The sequence below is a fragment of the Streptomyces sp. NPDC041814 genome (assembly GCF_055590565.1).
In genome coordinates this window covers 33989-54255 of record NZ_JBVJAM010000007.1, presented here as the reverse complement: position 1 = coordinate 54255, position 20267 = coordinate 33989, and the positions used below count along the sequence as shown (strand labels likewise).

The following is a 20267-nucleotide window of genomic DNA, read 5'->3' as shown; positions in this document are numbered from 1 at the left end:
GTCTGGCTACAGTGAAGAACATGAGTTCCTCCCTCCGCTTCGACCGCGGGCACACCGACGATCTGATGGCCTTCCTGATGGCCTCGCCCTCCCCGTACCACGCCGTGGCCACCGCCGCCGCCCGGCTGGAGAAGGCCGGATTCCGGCAGGTGGAGGAGACCGCGGCCTGGGACGGAACCACCGGTGGCAAGTACGTCCTGCGCGGTGGCGCGATCGTCGCCTGGTACGTGCCGGAGGGCGCCGCGGCGCACACCCCGTTCCGGATCGTCGGCGCGCACACCGACTCCCCGAACCTGCGGGTCAAGCCGCTTCCGGACACCGGGGCGTACGGCTGGCGCCAGATCGCCGTGGAGATCTACGGGGGCACCCTGCTCAACACCTGGCTCGACCGCGACCTCGGTCTCGCGGGCCGGATCTCGCTGCGCGACGGCAGCGACCGGCTGGTCTCCATCGACCGCCCGCTGCTGCGCGTACCGCAGCTCGCCGTGCACCTGGACCGGTCGGCCAACACCGACGGGCTCAAGCTGGACCGGCAGAAGCACATGCAGCCTATCTGGGGGCTCGGGGACGTCGAGGAGGGCGACCTCATCCGGTTCGTCGCCGAGGAGGCGGGCGTCGACGCCGAGGACATCACCGGCTGGGACCTGATGCCGCACCCCGTCGAGCCGCCGGCCTACCTCGGCCGCGACCGCGAGCTGCTGGCCGGGCCGCGCATGGACAACCTGCTCTCGGTGCACGCGGCGACCGCCGCGCTCGCCGCCGTAGCCGGACAGCCCGACGAAGAGCTGCCGTACATCCCGGTGATGGCCGCCTTCGACCACGAGGAGAACGGCTCGCAGTCGGACACCGGCGCGGACGGACCGCTGCTCGGCACGGTCCTGGAGCGCTCGGTCTTCTCCCGGGGCGGCGGTTACGAGGACCGCGCCCGCGCCTTCGCCGGCACGGTCTGCCTCTCCTCCGACACCGGCCACGCGATCCACCCGAACTACGCGGAGCGCCACGACCCCACGCACCACCCGGTCGTCAACGGCGGACCGATCCTCAAGGTCAACGTCAACATGCGGTACGCCACCGACGGCGGCGGCCGGTCCGTGTTCGCCGCGGCCTGCGAGAAGGCGGGCGTGCCGTGGCAGACGTTCGTCTCCAACAACGCGATGCCCTGCGGCACGACGATCGGTCCGATCACCGCCGCCCGGCACGGCATCAGGACCGTCGACATCGGCGTCGCCATCCTGTCGATGCACAGCGCCCGTGAGCTGTGCGGCGCGGACGACCCGTACCTCCTCGCGAACGCGCTGGCGGCCTTCCTGGCCGGCTGACGCCCGGGCGCGCCCACGCGGGCGGGAGGTTCCCAACCTCTCGCCCGCGCATGCTCGTTGCCGGCCCGGGTACGCGCTCCATACACGGCCCGGAGGTCCCGGGCCGCCTGGGAGGCGGAACTCATGGGACTCGGCGGATGCATTCTCCTCATCGGCGCGGGGGCGATCCTCGCCTTCGCGACCGACTGGCACATGGACAGCGTCAACGTCGACCTGGTCGGCTGGATCATGATGATCGTCGGTGTCATCGGCGTCTTCGTCTACGCGAGCGTCATCCGGCGCCGCCGCATGGTCGTGCCGCCCACGACGACGGTCGTCTCGGACGACGAACGACACCTGTGACCGGGGGCGATCCGGCCACACCCCCGGAACACCACGGCGGAATCCCCGATATTCTGGGCACTTGTCCGTGACCCGGAACCGGGCGCGTCAGACCCGGAAGGGGAGCCGCTCGTGGAGTTCCGGCTGCTCGGTACCGTCTGCGTCGACACGCTGACCGGACCGCTGCCCCTCGGCCCCGCCAAGCGCCGCAGCCTGCTCGCGGCCCTGCTGCTGCACGCCAACACCCCCGTGTCCATGGCACGGCTGACCGGCTGTCTGTGGGACGAGGAGCCGCCGCTCCACGCCCGCACGGTCATCCAGGGCCATGTCTCCCGCCTGCGCGCCCTGCTGGTCGGCGCGGACGCGCAGACGTACGGGGTCGAGCTGGCGACCCTCGGCGACGCGTATGTCCTCCGGGCGCCCGAAACCCTGCTGGACTCCCAGCGGTTCGAGGAACTGCTGATGCTGGCCCGCGAGCAGCGGGACCCCGCCGACACGGTGCTGATGCTGAAGGAGGCCCTGTCGCTCTGGCAGGGGCCCGCCCTCACCGGCACCTTCGCGAGCGCCCCGCTCCAGGCGGCCGCCCACGCGCTGGAGGAGTCCCGCCTCTCGACGGTCGAGCAACTGGCCCGCGCGTACGGGGAGCTGGGCGAACACCACCGTGCGGCGGCGGTCCTCCGCGCGGAGGCCGTCGCCCATCCGCTGCGCGAATCCCTGGCGGCGGCCCTGATGACCGCCCTCTACCGCTCGGGCCGGCAGTCCGAGGCCCTGGACTGCTTCCACCGCACCCGCCGCCTGCTCGCGGACGAACTGGGCATCGACCCGGGCCGCGAACTGGCGGACGCGTATGCGCGCATTCTGCGTGGGGAGGGGGGCGCGGGCGCGCCCGGCACCGACGGGGACGACACGGGCGGCAGTAAGCAGGGCGGCCGGCCCGTGCCCGGCGGGGCCTCCACCCGCGGTGGCCCCGCCGCACCGCACGGGACCGGCGGGACGCAGGTGATCGCGCCCAGGGCGGCCGTCGCGCCGACGCACGTCCCGCCCTCCCCGTACGCCGTCGGAGGCGTCCCGGCACCGGTCGCCGATCTGCTCCCGCGCGCGCCGCGCGGGTTCCACGGGCGGGGCGCCGAGCTGACCGCGCTGTCGCGGGCCGCGGCCGGGGAGGCACCCGTGTGCCTGGTCACCGGGCCTGCCGGGGTCGGCAAGACGGCACTGGCGCTGCACTGGGCGCGGCGGACGCCTGCCGCCTTCCCGGACGGGCGGCTCTTCGCGGACCTGCGCGGATTCGGGGACACCGCCGCGCCGACCCCGCTCGAAGTGCTCCGGGAGTTCCTGCTCGCGCTCGGCGTCGCGCCCCGCCGGGTGCCGGAGTCCGTGGCCGGCGCGGCGGCCCTGTTCCGCTCGCTCACCGACCGGCTCAGCCTCCTCGTCGTGCTGGACAACGCCCGCGACTCCGCGCAGGTCAGGCCGCTGCTGCCAGGGGGCGCGGACTGCGTCACGCTGGTCACCAGCCGGCACCGGCTCGACGGGCTGATCGCCTCGGACGCGGCCGTCCCGGTCCCGGTGGACATACTCGAACCGACGGACGGCACCGCGCTGCTGGCCGGGGTCCTCGGCGAGGAACGGGTCCTCGCGGAACCGGTGGCGGCCCGGCGGCTCGCCGAGCTCTGCGGCGGGCTGCCCCTCGCCCTGCGGGTGACGGCGGCCCGGCTGGCGGGCCGTCCGCGGTGGACGCTGGCCGCCATGGCCGACGAACTCGCGGACGAGCGCAGCCGGCTGTCCTATCTGGACGTCGAGGACACCGGCGTGTCCGCCGCCCTGCGGCTCACCGTGCAGCAGCTGCCGCCGGACGCCGTCCACCACCTCGGCCGGCTCGGCCACCACCCGGGCAGCCACTTCGACCCGTACACCGCCGCCGCGCTCGCCGGCAGCGACCCGGTCACCGCCGGGGCGGCGCTGGAACGGCTCGCCGCCGCCCATCTGGTCACCGAGGCGGGCCCCGGCCGCTGGGTACTGCACGACCTGGTGCGGCTGTACGCGCGGGGGCTCGACGCGGCGGCGGCGCCGGACGCGCTCATCGGCGTGCTGGACCACTACATCGCGACCGCGCTCGCCGCCGCCGACACGGCCGAACCGGGCGGCGAGCCCTGCTTTGTACTGCCCGACGACTTCCGCGCGCCCACCGCGACCCGGGACTTCACGGACCGGGCGGAGGCGATGAGCTGGCTCGCCACCGAGCGCGAGGACCTGACCCTGGCGGCCGCCGCGGCCCGGGCCGCCGGGCTCGACGACCGGGCCTGGCGCATCATCCTGCTCCAGTGGCCGCACGTGGTGTGGCGGGTGCGCGACGGCTGGGCTCCGGTGCTGGAACTCGCCCTGACGGCCGCCGTCGCCCGGAACGACCCGTACGCCGAGTCCCGGGTCCGCAACCTGCTCGGCTGGGTGCTGACGGAGGAGGGCAGGACCGGCGAGGCCGTCGCCACGCTGGAGCCCTCGCCCGGACTCGCCCGGCAGGCGGGGGACCGGCTCGGCGAGGCGACGGCGCTCATCAACCTGGCCATCGTCCAGGCCGAGCAGGGCGGCCTGGACGTGGCGATGGAGGGCTGCGAGCGAGCCCTCGAACTGGCCAGGGAGGAGCCCGACGCGCATACCGAGATGCTCGCGCTCCAGCACCTGGCCCGGATGCAGCTCACGGCGGGGCGCCCCAAGGACGCCCTGGAATCCGCGCGGACCGCCTTCGACCTGGGCCCCGAGCACGAGGAGGCGGCCCGCCGGGTGCTGCTGCTGTCCGTCAGCGGCGAGGCCCGCCTCGCCCTGGGAGCGGAGGAGGAGGGCATCCGGCTCCTGGACGAGGCGGCCTCGGAGGCGGAGCGCGCCGGCTACGACGAGGGCGCGGTCCGGGCCCTGGAGGCACTGCTCCGGGTGACGGCCAGCCCGGACCACGTACGCCGCCACACCGAGGCGGCCCGCCGCCTGACGGCGGACGGCTGATCCGGACGGAAGGCCCTAAGCGTCCATCCCCGCGAGCACCAGCGGCAGCCGGGCCGCGCCGCCCTCCGTGACGCGGACGGGGACGCCCCAGTCCTGCTGGTGGACGTGGCAGGCCGGGTATTCGTTGGCGGGGTCGTCGTCGCAGGACGCGGCCATCGCGGAGACGTGCAGGACGCCCTCGGTGACGCCGTCCGCGAGGACCAGGTCACGGAAGAGGTCGGTGCCGGCGCCCTCGCCCTCGGCCAGCAGCCCGGGCGGGGTCGAGGAGACCAGCAGCCGCGTCGAAGGACCGTACCGGGTGTCCAGCTTCTGCCCGGCCGGCGCCTGGAAGACGACGTCGAGCCGGAGCGCGCCGGGGGCGACCTCGGTGGCGGCCCGCTGCGTGCGGTGCGCCTGTTCGGCGACGCGGACCGCCTCCTCGGGGAGCCGCAGCCGGGTCAGCCGGTGCCGGGCGGACTCCACGACGACGAGGTCGCCGTCCACCAGCACGGCGTCGCTGGGCTCACGCAGATCCGTGGCCAGCGTGGTGACCTCACCGCTCGCCGGGTCGTACCGGCGCAGCGCGTGGTTGTACGTGTCGCAGACGGCGACGGACCCGTCGGGCAGGGCGGTGACGCCGAGGGGGTGCTGGAACAGGGCCTGCCCGGCGGCGCCGTCCCGGTGGCCGAAGTCGAAGAGGCCGGTGCCGACGGCGGTGTGCACGGCGCCCTCGCGGTCGACCCAGCGGAGCGCGGACGTTTCCGAGTCGGCGATCCACAGCCGCTCCTCGGTCGCCGCGAGGCCGGACGGCTGGGCGAACCACGCCTCCGCGCAGGGCCCGTCGACCAGGCCTTCGTTGGTGGTCCCGGCGGCGACCCGCACGGTGCCGTTCCCGGGGTCGTACGTCCACAGCTGGTGCACCCCGGCCATGGCGATCCAGAGCCTGCCGTCGAACCAGGCGACGTCCCACGGCGAGGAGAGGTCCACCTCGCGGGCCGGGCCGCTGGAGGGCGCCCCCTGCCACCACTGGCGGCCGGTGCCGGCGAGGGTGGTGGTCTCCCCGGTCGTGAGGTCGAGGGCGCGGAGGGCGTGGTTGACGGTGTCGGCGACCGCGATCCGCCCGTCGGGCAGCAGGGCGAGCCCCTGGGGCTCACTGAAACGGACCTGGTCGGGCCCGCCGTCCGCGAATCCGCGCTCGCCCGACCCGAAGTGCCGGCGCACGGTCTCGCCGTCCGGGTCCAGCTCGACCAGCCGGTGCCGGGTGGTGTCGGAGACCAGGAAGCCTCCGTCCGCGAGGAGCAGCGCCTTGCCGGGGAACCGCAGATGCGTGGCGACCGGCTCCGGCGCCACGTACGGTCCGTCGCCGCGCCGCAGGGTGCCCTTCGCCGCGTGCTCCGCCTCCAGCTCCTCGACCAGCTTCTCGATGGCGTGGGCGTGGCCCTCACCGGCGTGCTGGGCGACGACATAGCCCTCGGGGTCGATGACGACGAGCGTGGGCCAGGCGCGTACGGCGTACTGCTTCCAGGTGGCCAGCTCGGGGTCGTCGAGGACCGGGTGGTGGACCTCGTACCGCTCGACCGCGTCCACGACGGCCTGGTGCTCCGCCTCGTGCACGAACTTCGGCGAGTGGACGCCGATGATCACGACGGTGTCGCGGTGCTTCTCCTCCAGCTCGCGCAGCTCATCGAGGACATGCAGGCAGTTCACACAGCAGAAGGTCCAGAAGTCGAGGATGACGATGCGTCCTCGCAGGTCAGCGAGGGTGTACTGCCGGTCGCCTGTATTGAGCCAGCCGCCCTTGCCGATGAGTTCGGGGGCCCTGACGCGCGCACGTGTTGCCATGACACCAGTCAACATCACCGTGGCGTCCCCGCATTCCACAGGCGGCTCGGGGAACCTGTGAGCCATGAGACTTCTCGTGCGGGAGCGCATTTTCGGCATCGGTGACGACTACTGGATCGAAGACGCGGACGGCCGCAAGGTCTTCCTGGTCGACGGCAAGGCCATGCGGGTGCGGGACACCTTCGAGCTGAAGGACGCGCAGGGCCGGATCCTCGTGGAGATCCGCCAGAAGCTCCTGAGCCTGCGCGACACGATGCTGATCGAGCGGGACGGCGAGCAGCTCGCCAAGGTCAAGAAGAAGCACCTCTCGCTGCTGCGGAACCACTACCGGGTGACCCTGGCGGACGGCACCGAGCTGGACGTCAGCGGCAAGATCCTGGACCGCGAGTTCGCGATCGACTACGACGGTGAACTCCTGGCCCAGATCTCCCGCCGCTGGCTGTCCCTCCGGGACACGTACGGCGTCGACATCGTGCGGGACGACGCCGACGCGTCGCTGCTGATCGCGGTGGCGGTGTGCGTGATCGTGCTCGCGGAGAAGGAGCACGACGACTGACCGCACGCCTTGCAGCCAAAGGGCCCTGTTTCACGTGAAACCGTGAAACAGGGCCCTTTGCGTGTCAGATCGTCGGCGCGGCCAGCCCGAGCCGCCTGTCCTTCAGGGCCGGGAACTGCTCCCGGGTCGCCGGGACCTTGGCCGGGTCCAGTTCCACGGTCAGCACCTCCTCGTCCGCGCCCGCCTCCGCGAGCACCTCGCCCCAGGGGTCCACGACGAGGGAATGCCCGGCCTGCTGGATGCCCGCGTGGGTACCGGCGGAGCCGACGGCGAGGACGTACGACTGGTTCTCGACGGCGCGGGCCTGGGCGAGCAGGGTCCAGTGGGCGCGGCGGCGCTCCGGCCAGCCGGCCGCGACGACGAGGGTTTCGGCACCGGCGTCGACCAGGCCCCGGAAGAGCTCCGGGAAGCGGAGGTCGTAGCAGGTGGCGAGGCCGAGCGTGGTCTGCGGGAGGGGGACGGTGACCAGATCCTGGCCGGCCCCCATCATGACGGCCTCGCCCTGGTCGAAGCCGAAGCGGTGGATCTTGCGGTAGGCGGCGGCCCGCTCGCCCTCGGGGGAGAAGACGAGCGTGGTGTTGTAGAGGGTGCCGTCCCCGGCCCGTTCCACGAAGGAACCGGCGTGCAGCCAGACCCCGGCATCGGCGGCGGCCTTGGCCATCACCTCATGGGTCGGGCCCGTCAGTGGCTCTGCCTCGTCCTCGAAGGCCGTGTAGGCGAAGGCTCCTACCGGCCATAGTTCGGGCAGGACCACCAGATCCGCGCCCCGCTGCGAGGCCACCAGGGAGGCGGCGCGTTCCCTGCGGGAATCGACGGGTTCGTCCGGGTCTACTGCGATCTGGATGAGGGAGGCGCGCACACTACCACCGTCCTGGCATTCGAGCCGTCAACACCGGCCTACGATCGTCACACGAAAGCACTGCCGGGGTGCCTGCTCGCAGCGTAACTTAGCCACCGAACCTCATTGCTGTCCGCAGCCCGCAGCCCGACCGTCCGCGCCCAGTTGCCCATGCACCGAACCGCACGAGGGGTCCCGTGACCGTCCATCCCAGCCTCCAGACCTACGCCGACGCCTGGACCCACTCCATCGAGTCCATAGCCGAGCTGGTGAGCCCGCTCGCCGAGGGGGAGTGGAACGGCCGCACGCCCTGCCCCAACTGGTCCGTGCGCGACATCGTTTCGCACATCATCGGCATGGAGTGCGAACAGCTCGGCGACCCGCGCCCGATCCACACCCTGCCGCGCGACCTGTTCCACGTGCAGAGCGAGTTCGCCCGCTACATGGAGATGCAGGTCGACGTCAGGCGCCACCACACCGCGCCGGAGATGACCTCCGAGCTGGAGTACACGATCATCCGCCGCGCCCGGCAGCTGCGGAACGAGACGCGGGACCCGGAAACGATGGTGCGGGCGCCGCTGGGCGCCGAGCAGACCCTGGAGACGGCGCTGCGGATGCGCGCGTTCGACGTCTGGGTCCACGAGCAGGATCTGCGGACGGCCCTGGGCAGGCCCGGCAACCTGGACTCCCCCGGCGCCCTGGTCGCCCGGGACATCCTGCTGCTGGGGCTGCCGAAGGTGGTGGCCAAGAGCGCGGGCGCACCGGCCAGTTCCGCCGTGGTGCTGGACGTCCACGGGCCGCTGGAGTTCATGCGTACGGTACGGGTGGACGCCGAGGGGCGCGGTTCGCTGGACGTCGCCCCGTCGCTCGGGCCCGCCGCGACGCTGTCCATGGACTGGGAGACGTACGTACGGCTGGCCTGCGGCCGGGTGCGGCCCGCCGCCGTGGCGGACCGGATCAAGACCGAGGGCGACCAGGAGCTGGCCGACGCCATCCTCCAGCACTTCGCCGTCACCCCGTAGAAGCCCCCGGCACACAGCGGCGCCCGCCCCCAGGTGGGGGACGGGCGCGCCGCCGTTCGGGACCGGATCACGCCGGAACGTGCACCGCTTCCACCCGGCTGATCACATGGTGATCACGCTCACGGCGCGCGGCCCTCGCGCGCAGCCGCAGGATCTGCGTGACGCCCAGCGCCTCCAGGACGAAGACCGACGAGAACGCCACCCGGTAGTTGTCACCGGTCGCGTCCAGCAGCACGCCGACCGCCAGCAGGGTGGTCATCGAGGCGATGAAGCCGCCCATGTTGACGATGCCGGACGCGGTTCCCTGGCGCTCCGGCGGGTTGGCCGGGCGGGAGAAGTCGAAGCCGATCATCGAGGCGGGCCCGCACGCCCCGAGCACCACGCACAGGACGACCAGCAGCCACATCGGCGCGTGGTCCCCGGGGTGGAAGATCGTCACCGCCCACAGCGTGGCCGTGGTGCCGACCGTGCCGAGGGCGAGCGGGACGCGGGCCGCGTGGTGACGGGCGATCACCTGCCCGTAGACGAGCCCCAGCGCCATGTTCGAGAGGACCACCAGGGTCAGCAGCTCACCGGCGGTCCCCCGGCCGAGCCCCTGGTCCTCGACCAGGAACGGCATGCCCCACAGCAGCAGGAACACCATCGCCGGGAACTGCGTGGTGAAGTGCACCCACATCCCGAGCCGGGTCCCGGGCTCCCGCCAGGAGGCGGCGATCTGCTTGCGCACGTACGCCCCGCCGGCGTGCTGCGCGGGCGGCGGCTCGTAGCCCTCGGGGTGGTCCTTGAGGAAGAGCAGGAGCAGCACCAGCACCACGACCCCGGCCAGCGAGCTGCCGACGAAGGTGGTCGTCCAGCCGAAGCCGTGCAGGGCGCGGGCGATGACCAGCGTGGAGATCAGGTTGCCCGCCATCCCGAAGAGGGCGGCGACCTGGCCGATCAGCGGACCGCGCCGGGCCGGGAACCAGCGCGTACCCAGCCGGAGCACGCTGATGAACGTCATCGCGTCGCCGCATCCCAGCAGCGCGCGGGAGGCGAGCGCCGTGCCGTACGAGGGGGAGAGCGCGAAGCCGAGCTGGCCGAGGGTGAACAGGACCGCCCCGAGGGTCAGCACCCGCTTGGTGCCGAGCCGGTCGACCATCAGGCCGACGGGTATCTGCATGCCCGCGTACACGAGCAGCTGGAGGATGGAGAAGGTGGAGAGCGCCGAGGCGTTGACGTCGAACCGGTCGGCGGCGTCGAGTCCGGCGACGCCGAGGCTGGTCCGGAAGATAATGGCGACGAAGTAGACGGCGACGCCGATGCCCCAGACCCAGGCGGCGCGACGGCCGCCGGGCGGGTCACCGGGCAGGGGCAGGGTGGGCGCGGCGGCGGAACTCACCGGTCCTCACCCCGGACCAGCACCTTGACCCGGCCGACGTGACGGCGCACGACCTGGGCGGCACCGTCCGCGTCACCGGCCCTGATGGCCTCCAGCAGCTCGCCGTGCTCCGCGATGTTGGCGGCGATCCTGTCCGGGTGGGCCTCCATGACGGCGACCCCCATCCGCAGCTGACGGTCGCGCAGCTGGTCGTAGAGGCGGGACAGGATCTCGTTGCCCGCGTGGCGGACGATCTCGGCGTGGAAGCAGCGGTCCTTCACGGAGACGGTGGCCAGGTCGCCGGCGTCGGAGAACTGCCGCTGCTCCTCCAGGAGCGCTTCCAGCCGGCTGATCAGCCGCGGCGATGCGGGCACCGCCCTGCGGGCGGCGAACTCCTCGACCAGCAGCCGGGTCTCCACCACGTCCGCGATCTCCTGGGCGGAGACGGCGAGCACCAGGGCGCCCTTCTTCGGGTAGAGCTTGATCAGCCCCTCCACCTCCAGGCGCAGCAGCGCCTCGCGCACCGGTGTGCGCGAGACCCCCACGGCCTCGGCGAGGCCGCCCTCGGTGAGCAGGGTGCCGCCCTCGTAGCGGCGGTCCAGGACGGCGTCCTTGACGTGTGTGTAGACGCGCTCGGCGGCCGGGGGCTGCTTCGCGGGCGGGGTCACGGGGGCAGGGCCGGGTGCTGTGGAGGGAGCGGGGGCTGGCATGCGTACAGCATAGATACAACATGCACGCAAGCGCCGGCCCGTCCACGATGTGGGCGCCGGGCCGGTTACCGCTCGCGGACCAGCAGCAGGGTCGTGCCGCCGTCCTCCTCGGTGATGTCCCTGACGTGCTGGAACCCCACCTTGCGCAGGGCCGCGAGCGAGGCCGCGTTCGGCTCGGCCACGGTCGCGTACACCTGGTCCAGGCCCAGCGCCTCGAAGCCGTAGGCGACGATCGTCCGCGCCAGTTCCGTGCCGAGGCCCTGGCCCCATTCCTCGGGCGCGAGGCCGTAGATCAGCTCGTGGCCCTCGACGGCCTTGGCCGGTTTGATCTCCGCGTGGCCGACCGTCCGGCCGTCCCGGCGCACGGCCCAGACGTCGAAGCCCGCACTGCCGTAGGCGTGCGTGAAAATGCGGGAGAACGTGGTGCGGTACTGCTCCTCGGACCAGGGCCCGTCGCCCATCCACCGGGAGACTCGGGGGTCCAGGAAGAGGGCGACGAACGCCTCCTCGTCGGCGGGTTCATACGGTTCGAGGACCAGGCGCTCACTGCGCAGAACAGGGGTCATGCGGGGGGACGCTATCCCAGCGCGCCAAACAGACCCTAGGCGGACGACCCGTCGTTCTCCACCAGCCGCAGCGTCGGGCGCGGGGGCGCGAACTCGCCGAGGCCCAGCGCCGCCTCGCGCCAGTGCGCGGCCAGTTCGAGCAGCCGCTCCTCGTCCTGGCGGTAGTCCGGCTCCGGCACGTCGGGCACCGTCCGCCAGAGGATCGTCGCTGCGAAGCGGACCGCGTGCAGCGCGGCCGTCGTATGCGCCTCGACGCCGTCCTCGCCCAGCTGCCGCAGCGCCTCCAGGCGCTCGGCGAGGGCGAGGAGTTCGCCGTATGCCCTGACGGACTCCTGCGCGCGTACGACATCGTCCACGGTGACCTCCGGCCTGTGGGGCGCTCGGATGTGACGCCGATGGTAGCCCCTGGCCACCACGCGTTCTCGCCCCGCGAACGCCGCGGGCCGCCCCACCGCCCCTGGATGTCGTAAAAAATCACCCGCGCGTGGGCCCAACCATGCGGTGCGGTCGTCCGTCTTATCAGCGCGGCGGCCCCCTCATGTGGCCGCCCTTCAGGGGCATTTGGAGCGTTCACTTTGAAACTCGGCATTAAGGGCATAAGGCGCGGTTCTGCGACCGTCACAGTGGCCCTCACCACGGGCGCCCTGATCGCGGGCGGCGCGTTCGCCTCCACGGCACAGGCAGCCACGCCCAAGGCGCCCTCGATCGTCGCCAAGGGCGGCTTCGTGATGAACAACGGCACCGGAAAGACGCTGTTCACCAAGGCCGCGGACACCCGCCGCTCCACCGGATCGACGACGAAGATCATGACCGCGCGCGTGGTGCTGGCCCAGAAGGGCCTGAACCTGGACTCCAAGGTCACGATCCAGAAGGCGTACAGCGACTACATCGTCTCCAAGGGCGCGTCCTCGGCACGCCTGATCGTGGGCGACAAGGTCACCGTGCGCCAGCTGCTCTACGGCCTCATGCTGCCGTCGGGCTGCGACGCCGCCTACGCGCTGGCGGACAAGTTCGGCTCCGGCTCCACGCGCGCGGCGCGGGTGAAGTCGTTCATCGGCAAGATGAACAGCACCGCCAAGACCCTCGGCCTGAAGAACACGCACTTCGACTCGTTCGACGGCATAGGGAACGGGTCCAACTACTCGACCCCGCGCGACCTGACGAAGCTCGCCAGCAGCGCGATGAAGTACTCCACGTTCCGCACGGTCGTGAAGACGAAGTCGACCAAGCAGAAGGTCACGACGAAGAGCGGCGGCTACCGCTACATGTCGTGGACCAACACCAACAAGCTGCTGGGCACGTACAGCGGCGCGATCGGCGTGAAGACGGGCTCCGGCCCGGCGTCCAAGTACTGCCTGGTGTTCGCCGCGACCCGCAAGGGCAAGACGGTGATCGGCACGGTCCTGACCTCGTCCTCGGAGACGAACCGCACGTCGGACGCGAAGAAGCTGATGGACTACGGCTTCAAGAAGTAGCCCGTCCGGTACGCGAAGGGCCCCGCACACCGTGGTGTGCGGGGCCCCTTGCCTTCCCGGCGTCAGGGCGCCTCGCACAGCTCCTGGTCCATGAGCGCGAGCATGGCCTTCTCCGTACCCGGGCCGCCGTCGCTGTTGATGTAGACCGCCGCGCCGCGCCCGCCGCCCCGTGCGGCACCGGCCCAGGTGGTGTAGCCGAGCAGCTCGCCCCGGTGGGCGAAGAAGGTCCCGCCGCAAGTCAGCGGGATCTCGGCGAGGCCCAGTCCGTAGCCCGCGCCGAGCTCGGGCGCGTACTCCGCGTCGGTCATCTCGGCCAGTTGCGCGGGCGCGAGCAGCCTGCCGCCGAGCAGCGCGGCGTAGAAGCGGTTCAGGTCACGGGCCGTGCTGACGACCGCACCGGAGCCGACTGCCATGCTCGGGTCGAGTGCCGTGACGTCGGTGACCTCTTCGGTGCCGAACGCCGCGTAGCCGTGGGCGTGCGGTCCGGGGATCGAGGGAGAGGCATCGGGCACGGAGGTGCCGCTCAGGGCCAGCGGCCGGATGATGCGCGCCTCCACCGCATGGGCCCAGCTCCGGCCGGTGGCCTTCTCCACGATCATCGCGGCGAGAACGTAGTTGGTGTTCGAGTACGACCACCCCTCGCCGGGCGGGAACTTGGGTGCGTCGCTGACGGCGAGCCGGACCAGTTCGTCCGGGGTGTACGTACGGAATCGCTCGGCGCGGTAGCCTGCCGCGCTGTTCAGCGCCGCCACCTCGGGTGCCACCTCCCTGAGACCGCTGGTGTGGTGCAGCAGCTGTCGGACAGTGATGAGACGCCCGTCGTTGCCGTGCCCCCGGACGACGCCCGGCAGCCACCGCTCGACGGTGTCGTCCAGGGAGACGCGTCCTTCCCCGACGAGTTGCAGGACGACCGCGGCGGTGAAGGTCTTGGTGGCACTGCCGATCCGGAACCTGCCGTTCCAGGGCATGGGCTTCCTGCTGCCCGCCACGGCCACCCCGGCGCGTGCGGAGGACCGGCCGCCCGGCCCGGCCACCTCGGCCAGCACGCCCAGAGCCCCCGTCTCATGGATCGCGTCGACCTGCCGTTGGAGCGCGTCCGCAGGGTGCGGTGGCGCGGCCGTCGCGGGCAGCCCGGCCGCTGTGGTGACGAGAACGGCGGTCAGACCGGCCAGGACGGCGATGCCCCGGCGTCGCCGTAGTAATGCACGCATGGTGATCCGTTTCTCTGTGCCGGCACGGTGGTACGCCGTAGCCGGTGGCGGGCCCCCATCGCACCAGCCACAGGGGGGCTGGGCCATCCCATGGCCCCCCGGGGTGCCGCAACGGCCACCCCCCGGAGCACGCGGGGGCTCTCCCCCGCATCGGCCGCCCCGTCGGCCCTCATCAGCCCACGGCCGGAATGGACCGCGCCCCCTCCACCCCGCCGTACAGGGCGCCGTGCCAGAACCCGGTGACCTTCGGGACCGACCGTCCGGAGTGGTCGGGCAGCACCCACGTGTGGCGGAACGTGGTGGCGTCGAAGACCACGATGCCGCGGTCCGACGCGCGGTACCCGTGCTCGGAGCACGCGCCCAGTGACAACGACCCCAAGGATCGGGGCATTTGGTCGCCGAGGCCGCCCGGAGAAATCCGGTGGCAGCCCCCGGCCCGGCCCGCTACCGTCCAGCCGGGCCCCGCCGTTCGCGGCGCTGCTCCGCATCTGCCGTCCCCTGAAAGGGCGTTCCGTTGTACATCGCGTGAGACCTCCCCACTGCTGACCGGCCGCGCGTCGCACCCTGTGCGCCGTGCCGCTTCCCGCTGCGGATTTCTCACACGGAAACCGGTGTACACCTGTGCTCACCCATTGGGCCGTCATGCCCACACGCCTGCCCCTCGTCCTGCGCCGCTGCCACGCCTGCGCGTCCGGCACCTTCCGGGCGCACGGCAAGTTCCGCGTCAACGCGAACCACAAACTCCTCGACGCCTGGCTCCTCGCGCTCTGCACGGGGTGCGGGGACACCACCAAGCTCACGATCCTGGAGCGCGCGCACGTCCGCTCCGTACGTCCTGAGCTGCTGGACCGGATGCACGCCAACGACCCGGTCCTCGCGGGCGAACTCCTCCGGGACGGCGTCGTGCGGCGCCGCAACCGCATCGCCCTGGACTGGACGGGCGCCTGGCGCCTGGACACCGGGGGCGCGGATCATCTGGACCGCGAGGTGGCCGAGGTGTCGGTCCGCTTCGACGCGCCCGTCCCCGTACGCCCGCTGCGCCTGGTGGCGGACGGCTTCGGCCTCTCGCGGGGTGAGACGGAACGCCTGATGGCCGAGGGGAAGCTCGTCTCGCCGGTCCGCCTGACCGGGCGGACGACGACCGGTTTCGGCTTTCTGCTGAAGCGGTGAGGCGGCGGGGGCCGGTTTCCGCGAGGGCGCCGGCCCCCGCCCTCAGTGCGCGGCCAGCCGCCCGACGAGCCCGATCGCGCGGGCCAGCAACGCCCGCTCCTCCTCGCTCAGTTCCGCGTCGATCGCGCGGGCCAGCCAGTCGGCCCGGCGCTCCCGCTCCTCCTCCAGGAGGGCGCGCCCGGCGGCCGACAGCTCGACCAGGCTCTTGCGGCCGTCCGTGGGGTGGGCGCGGCGGGTGATCAGCCCCTGGTCCATCAGCAGCCCGACCGCGCGCGCCATGGACTGCGGCCGCACCCGCTGGTTGGCGGCGAGCTCGCTGGTGGTCAGGGCGCCGTTGCGGTCCAGCTCGCCGAGCACGGCCACCTGGCCGAGCGGCATCTGGTCCTCAAGCTTCACGCGGCGGGTGAGCTTGCCCATCGCTGTACGCAGCTCGGCGGCGATGGAGGCGGATTCCGGGAGGGGCATACCGCACTTTAACGCGGGGGCGGCAACAGGACCGGGGACTGCACAGCAGAACTGTTCAGCGTAACTACACAGCTTTACTGAACAGCATTGCTGTAGAGTCATGGACGCCGGGTCCCGCGCCACCGTCGTCGCAGCCGGACCGCGGCACGCGACAACGGGAAGGACTCCCATGACCGCCATCACTTCCGTCACCGGCCGCCGCGTCCTGGACAGCCGGGGCAACCCCACCGTCGAGGTGGACGTGGTCCTGTCGGACGGCTCGCTCGGCCGGGCCGCGGTCCCCTCCGGAGCGTCGACCGGTGCCCGCGAGGCCGTGGAGCTGCGCGACGGCGACCCGGCCCGCTGGCACGGCAAGGGCGTCGACCGGGCGGTGCGCCACGTCAACACCGAGCTCACCGAGGCCGTCACCGGCCGGGACGCGGAGGACCAGGCCGGGCTGGACGCCGCGCTCGTCGCGGCGGACGGCACCGCCACGAAGTCCCGGCTCGGCGCCAACGCGATCCTGGGCGTCTCGCTGGCCGCCGCCAAGGCCGCGGCGGCCGCCCACCGCCTGCCGCTCTACCGGTACCTGGGCGGGTCGGACGCCCGGCTGCTGCCCGTACCGATGATGAACATCGTCAACGGGGGCGCCCACGCCGACAATCCGCTGGACTTCCAGGAGTTCATGATCGCCCCGATCGGCGCGGAGACCTTCGCGGAGGCGGTCCGCATGGGCTCGGAGGTCTTCCACACCCTGCGCCGCGATCTGCTCGCCGCCGGCCACTCGACGGGCGTCGGGGACGAGGGCGGCTTCGCGCCGTCCCTCCGTACGGCGGAAGAGGCGCTGGACTTCGTCGTGGCGGCCGTCGAGCGCACGGGGTACCGGCCGGGCACGGACATCGGGCTCGTGATGGACCCGGCAACGTCGGAGTTCTTCCGCGACGGGGTGTACGACTACGCGGGCGAAGGCGTACGCCGCACCCCCGCGCAGCACGCGGACTACCTGGTGAAGCTGATCGACGCCTACCCGGTCGTGTCGGTCGAGGACGCGATGGCCGAGGACGACCTCGACGGCTGGCGCGAGCTGACCGCCCGCGTCGGCGACCGCTGCCAGCTGACGGGCGACGACGTGTTCTGCACGAACGACGCGCTGCTCCGCGAGGGCATCGCCTCCGGGGTCGCCAACTCGGTCCTGGTGAAGGTCAACCAGATCGGCACGCTGACGGAGGCGATGACCACGGTCTCCACCGCGCACCGGGCCGGCTACACGGTCGTCATGTCGCACCGCTCGGGCGAGACGGAGGACACCACGATCGCGGACCTGGCGGTCGCCACGGGCTGCGGCCAGATCAAGACGGGCTCCCTGTCCAGGTCCGACCGCACCGCGAAGTACAACCAGCTGATCCGCATCGAGGAGGAACTGGGCGCGAGCGCCCGATACGCGGGCACGGAGGCGCTGCGCCGCCGGTGAGCAGGGCGTGACGGGCCCCTGGCAGCCCTTGCCGCAGGCGCGTAACATCCGGTCGGTCCCGGCCCCTTGAGCCTCGTGAGCCTCAGGGGCCACGGTAGGAACGGTCACACGACCCCAAGGGGGACCAGGGTGTCAGCGCTTCCCACGATCATCGTCGTCGTCTTTCTCGCCCTGCTGGTGATCTGGATCATCTCGGCGTTCACCGGCGGGCGCGGGGGACGCAGTTGACGCGCGTGACGGCGTTGACGGACTCCGCGGTCCGGGAGCGGACCGGGAGCGGACCGGGAGCGGACCGGCCGGCACCACGGCGTGCGGCGCGACGTCGTCCGGGTGGAGCGCCGCAGCTCCGCGGTCACCTGAGCCGTAAGCCCCCGCTTCCGGGGCACACGCCTCCCATGACCTCATCGCGGAGCGAAGCGAAGGGCCGGGCCGTCCTGGCCGGGTGCGCGCTGCTGGTGCTGTCCGCCTGCGGCCACGACGGCCCGGACGCGCGGGGAGCGGAATTCCGGACGGCCGCCCTCGCCCAGGACACCCGGCTCGTCATCACCACCCAGGGCGGCGTGCGGGTCGTCGGGACGGACGGGGACCGCGTCACGGTGGACGACTCGGTCCTCGCGCACGGGGACGACGGGAACGGGCGTACGTACACGCTCGACCTGCCGTGCGACGAGGGCGACGGGCGCGACGACCGGGCCCGGGACAACTGCGGCGACATGCCGCTCGTCCGCGTGCCCGCCGGCGTCACACTCACCGTCCGGGCACGCAACGCCGGGATCGACGTCAGCGATGTCCGGGGCGGGCTGAGCCTCAGCACCGTCAACGGCGACGTCACCGTGCAGGACTCCGGCGCGAAGGACGCCCGCCAGCACCTGGTCACCCGGAACGGATCCGTCCGCGCGACCGGCCTCCGGGGCACCGGCATCGACGCCGAAACGGTCAACGGCGACGTGGACGTACGCTGCGCCACCGCCCCGGACACGCTCAGCGGCATCACCCGCAACGGCACCGCGCGCGTCACCCTCCCGGCCGACGCCCCCGCGTACGCGACCGACGCGCACACCGTCAACGGTCGCTCGACCACGGACCTCCCGGCGGCCGAGCCCACGGACCACGCGCACCGCCTGACCCTGCGCACCGTGAACGGGGACACGGAGGCGCGACGGGGGTAGGGGCCCGCTTCAACCCAGGACAGCGCGAGCTTTCACCCGTATATTCGTAAAATGGGTTTTGTGAGGATCGCGCCATTCCTCCCCGTCCGGACGGAGGCCCCGGGGTGAGGGATCCCGGAAGGCTGGAAGCGCTGCGGCTGGCCGGGCTGACCGCGGCGGCCGATCCCGGCATGGACCGGTTCGCGCGGCTGGTCTCGCGCCTGCTCCGCGTCCCGGTCTCCCTGGTCTCGCTGCTGGAGCCCGACCGGCAGGTGTTCCCCGGCATGGTCGGGATGTCCGGCGACTGGGCGGCCCGACGCGAGACCCCCCTCAGCCACTCCCTCTGCCAGCACGTCGTCGCGGACGCCGGCCCGCTGGTGCTCAGCGACACCCGGGCGCACCCGCGCACCTGCGCCAGTCTCGCCATCCCCGACCTCCAGGTGGTCGCGTACGCCGGGATGCCGCTCACCGACGCCGACGGACGGGTGCTCGGATCGCTCTGCGCCATCGACCACCACCCCCGGGAGTGGACGGCGGACGAGTTGCGCGACCTCGAAGACCTCACCGCCGCCTGCTCGATGGAGCTGCGCCTGAGGATCGCGACGGAGCTGATCCAGCGGGACCGCGACCATGCCGGTCTGCTGCTGCGCGCCTCGGTCGAACTCGCCCACGCCCACGATCCGGCCGACCTGATCCGCCGCCTCCGCCAGATGTTCCGGGGGCCCGCCGAGCCGGCGTTCGTGGGTCTGCTGCTGGCCGACGGCGAGGGGCTGTGGCGGGTCGTCGACCCGGACGACGTACGCCCCGTGGAAAGCGCCATCGACCGGCTGGACCGGGACGCGGCCTACCCCAGCACGCTGGCCATGCGGGAACAGCGCGCCGTCTTCGTGCCGGACCGCGCGGCGCTGCTGGCCGGCTTCGGGCCCGAGGCCGTCGCCGGGTACGACTCGCTGGGCCTCCAGTCCGTCCTGTGCGTCCCGCTGCCGGACGGCCACGGCGTGCTCACGTGGTGCTGGTCCCGCCCGCACGTCATGGCGCCGACCGAGGAGGCGGTGCTCACCACGGTGGCGGGGTACGTGAGCCAGGCGGTGGAACGCACCCGCTTCGTGGCGCACCGGCTCAGCGCCGCGGAACAGCTCCAGGCCGCGATGCTGACGGAGCTGCCTGACGTGCCCGGCCTGGACATGGCCGCCCTGTACCTGCCCGCCGCCGACCAGGACATGGTGGGCGGGGACTGGTACGACGCCTATCCGCTGCCCACGGCCCTCATGCTCTCGATCGGCGACGTCATCGGCCACGACGTCCGGGCCGCCACCGTGATGGGCCAGATCCGCAGCATGCTCCGCCAGGCGAGCCTGGACGACCCGGCCCACTCACCGGCCGGCGCCCTGCACGCCATCGACCAGGCCATCGGCGTCCTCCCCCTGGGCGTCGGCGCCACGGCGGTCCACGCCCGCCTCGACCGCGACGCCGACCGCTGGCGGCTGACCTGGTCCAACGCCGGACATCCCCCGCCGCTCCTCCACACCCCGGGGTCGGGTGTCGCACCCCTGACCGGCCACGACCTCCTCCTGCTCGGCCTGCCGGACGCCCCGCCCCGCGAGGACCACACCCACGACCTGCCCCCGGGCAGCGTGCTCCTGCTCTACACCGACGGCCTGGTCGAACGCCGCGACGAGGACATCGACGCGTGCACCGCCCTCACAGCGGCCACCCTCGCCCGCCACGCCGACGAGCCGTTGCCCCTCCTCCTGGAAGCCCTGTCCGCGGGGCTCGCGGAGATCCCGCAGAGGGACGACGTGGCGGTACTCGTGCTGCGGGTCGACGGGCCCGGTGGGTGACGGTTC

General features: G+C 72.7%; 19 protein-coding genes. 10 read left to right on the top strand and 9 right to left on the bottom strand.

Annotated features, from left to right (window positions below):
- The first annotated feature begins 20 nt into the window (after positions 1-20).
- The 3 genes from ACZ6C6_RS18915 (at position 21) to ACZ6C6_RS18905 (ending at position 4631) form a co-directional block, all read left to right on the top strand.
- Positions 21-1319, top strand: a complete 1299-nt coding sequence (locus tag ACZ6C6_RS18915) for a M18 family aminopeptidase (RefSeq protein ID WP_469204140.1) — start codon at positions 21-23, stop codon at positions 1317-1319.
- Between the two features lie 123 nt (positions 1320-1442).
- The gene (locus ACZ6C6_RS18910; protein ID WP_469204138.1) at positions 1443-1661 is read left to right on the top strand and encodes a DUF6458 family protein; all 219 of its coding nucleotides are present in this window, start codon (positions 1443-1445) and stop codon (positions 1659-1661) included.
- 111 nt (positions 1662-1772) lie between these two features.
- Complete coding sequence (locus ACZ6C6_RS18905; protein WP_469204136.1) at positions 1773-4631, top strand: AfsR/SARP family transcriptional regulator; 2859 nt, start codon at positions 1773-1775, stop codon at positions 4629-4631.
- 15 nt (positions 4632-4646) lie between these two features.
- On the opposite strand, the gene ACZ6C6_RS18900 is transcribed toward ACZ6C6_RS18905, so the two are convergent.
- The gene (locus ACZ6C6_RS18900; RefSeq protein WP_469204134.1) at positions 4647-6452 is read right to left on the bottom strand and encodes an NHL domain-containing thioredoxin family protein; all 1806 of its coding nucleotides are present in this window, start codon (positions 6450-6452) and stop codon (positions 4647-4649) included.
- A gap of 64 nt (positions 6453-6516) precedes the next feature.
- Here ACZ6C6_RS18900 and ACZ6C6_RS18895 point away from each other — a divergent pair, with 64 nt between their 5' ends.
- Positions 6517-7008, top strand: coding sequence for an LURP-one-related/scramblase family protein (locus ACZ6C6_RS18895; RefSeq protein ID WP_469204132.1), 492 nt, complete (start codon positions 6517-6519; stop codon positions 7006-7008).
- Positions 7009-7072: 64 nt separating this feature from the next.
- On the opposite strand, the gene ACZ6C6_RS18890 is transcribed toward ACZ6C6_RS18895, so the two are convergent.
- Entirely contained in the window at positions 7073-7867 is a 795-nt protein-coding gene (locus ACZ6C6_RS18890; RefSeq protein WP_469204130.1) for a carbon-nitrogen family hydrolase, read from the bottom strand.
- Between the two features lie 176 nt (positions 7868-8043).
- On the opposite strand from ACZ6C6_RS18890, the gene ACZ6C6_RS18885 reads away from it, so the two are divergent.
- Positions 8044-8868 (top strand): maleylpyruvate isomerase family mycothiol-dependent enzyme, encoded by an 825-nt coding sequence (locus ACZ6C6_RS18885; protein WP_469204128.1) that lies wholly within the window; start codon positions 8044-8046, stop codon positions 8866-8868.
- A gap of 67 nt (positions 8869-8935) precedes the next feature.
- Here the strand turns inward: ACZ6C6_RS18885 and ACZ6C6_RS18880 are convergent, their stop codons facing one another.
- The 4 genes from ACZ6C6_RS18880 to ACZ6C6_RS18865 all read right to left on the bottom strand — a co-directional run bounded on the left by ACZ6C6_RS18880 (position 8936) and on the right by ACZ6C6_RS18865 (position 11857).
- Positions 8936-10246 (bottom strand): MFS transporter, encoded by a 1311-nt coding sequence (locus ACZ6C6_RS18880; RefSeq protein ID WP_469204125.1) that lies wholly within the window; start codon positions 10244-10246, stop codon positions 8936-8938.
- Entirely contained in the window at positions 10243-10935 is a 693-nt protein-coding gene (locus ACZ6C6_RS18875) for a GntR family transcriptional regulator (protein ID WP_469204123.1), read from the bottom strand. Before ACZ6C6_RS18875 ends, ACZ6C6_RS18880 begins: the two co-directional genes overlap by 4 nt.
- Before the next feature lie 65 nt (positions 10936-11000).
- Positions 11001-11501 (bottom strand): GNAT family N-acetyltransferase, encoded by a 501-nt coding sequence (locus ACZ6C6_RS18870; RefSeq protein ID WP_469204121.1) that lies wholly within the window; start codon positions 11499-11501, stop codon positions 11001-11003.
- 35 nt (positions 11502-11536) lie between these two features.
- Positions 11537-11857: a hypothetical protein gene (locus ACZ6C6_RS18865; RefSeq protein WP_469204119.1), complete on the bottom strand. Its 321-nt coding sequence runs from the start codon at positions 11855-11857 to the stop codon at positions 11537-11539.
- Positions 11858-12076: 219 nt separating this feature from the next.
- Between ACZ6C6_RS18865 and ACZ6C6_RS18860 the strand changes: the two genes are divergently transcribed.
- A complete protein-coding gene (locus ACZ6C6_RS18860; protein ID WP_469204117.1) occupies positions 12077-12976 on the top strand; it encodes a D-alanyl-D-alanine carboxypeptidase family protein in 900 nt (299 codons plus the stop codon).
- 62 nt (positions 12977-13038) lie between these two features.
- On the opposite strand, the gene ACZ6C6_RS18855 is transcribed toward ACZ6C6_RS18860, so the two are convergent.
- Together ACZ6C6_RS18855 and ACZ6C6_RS18850 are read right to left on the bottom strand one after the other, a co-directional pair.
- Positions 13039-14187, bottom strand: coding sequence for a serine hydrolase domain-containing protein (locus tag ACZ6C6_RS18855; protein WP_469204116.1), 1149 nt, complete (start codon positions 14185-14187; stop codon positions 13039-13041).
- Between the two features lie 172 nt (positions 14188-14359).
- Positions 14360-14557: a hypothetical protein gene (locus ACZ6C6_RS18850; RefSeq protein WP_469204114.1), complete on the bottom strand. Its 198-nt coding sequence runs from the start codon at positions 14555-14557 to the stop codon at positions 14360-14362.
- 251 nt (positions 14558-14808) lie between these two features.
- Here ACZ6C6_RS18850 and ACZ6C6_RS18845 point away from each other — a divergent pair, with 251 nt between their 5' ends.
- Positions 14809-15357 carry a DUF1062 domain-containing protein gene (locus tag ACZ6C6_RS18845; RefSeq protein WP_469204112.1) on the top strand — a complete coding sequence of 183 codons (549 nt, stop codon included), beginning with the start codon at positions 14809-14811 and terminating at the stop codon, positions 15355-15357.
- 42 nt (positions 15358-15399) lie between these two features.
- Here the strand turns inward: ACZ6C6_RS18845 and ACZ6C6_RS18840 are convergent, their stop codons facing one another.
- On the bottom strand, positions 15400-15822 hold the full coding sequence (locus ACZ6C6_RS18840; RefSeq protein WP_161211937.1) for a MarR family winged helix-turn-helix transcriptional regulator: 423 nt from the start codon (positions 15820-15822) through the stop codon (positions 15400-15402).
- A gap of 169 nt (positions 15823-15991) precedes the next feature.
- Between ACZ6C6_RS18840 and eno the strand changes: the two genes are divergently transcribed.
- From eno to ACZ6C6_RS18825, 3 genes are all read left to right on the top strand, one after another.
- On the top strand, positions 15992-17272 hold the full coding sequence (eno, locus tag ACZ6C6_RS18835) for a phosphopyruvate hydratase (RefSeq protein ID WP_469204110.1): 1281 nt from the start codon (positions 15992-15994) through the stop codon (positions 17270-17272).
- 395 nt (positions 17273-17667) lie between these two features.
- The gene (locus ACZ6C6_RS18830) at positions 17668-18441 is read left to right on the top strand and encodes a DUF4097 family beta strand repeat-containing protein (RefSeq protein ID WP_469204108.1); all 774 of its coding nucleotides are present in this window, start codon (positions 17668-17670) and stop codon (positions 18439-18441) included.
- Between the two features lie 104 nt (positions 18442-18545).
- A complete protein-coding gene (locus ACZ6C6_RS18825) occupies positions 18546-20261 on the top strand; it encodes a GAF domain-containing SpoIIE family protein phosphatase (RefSeq protein ID WP_469204106.1) in 1716 nt (571 codons plus the stop codon).
- Positions 20262-20267 lie beyond the last annotated feature (6 nt).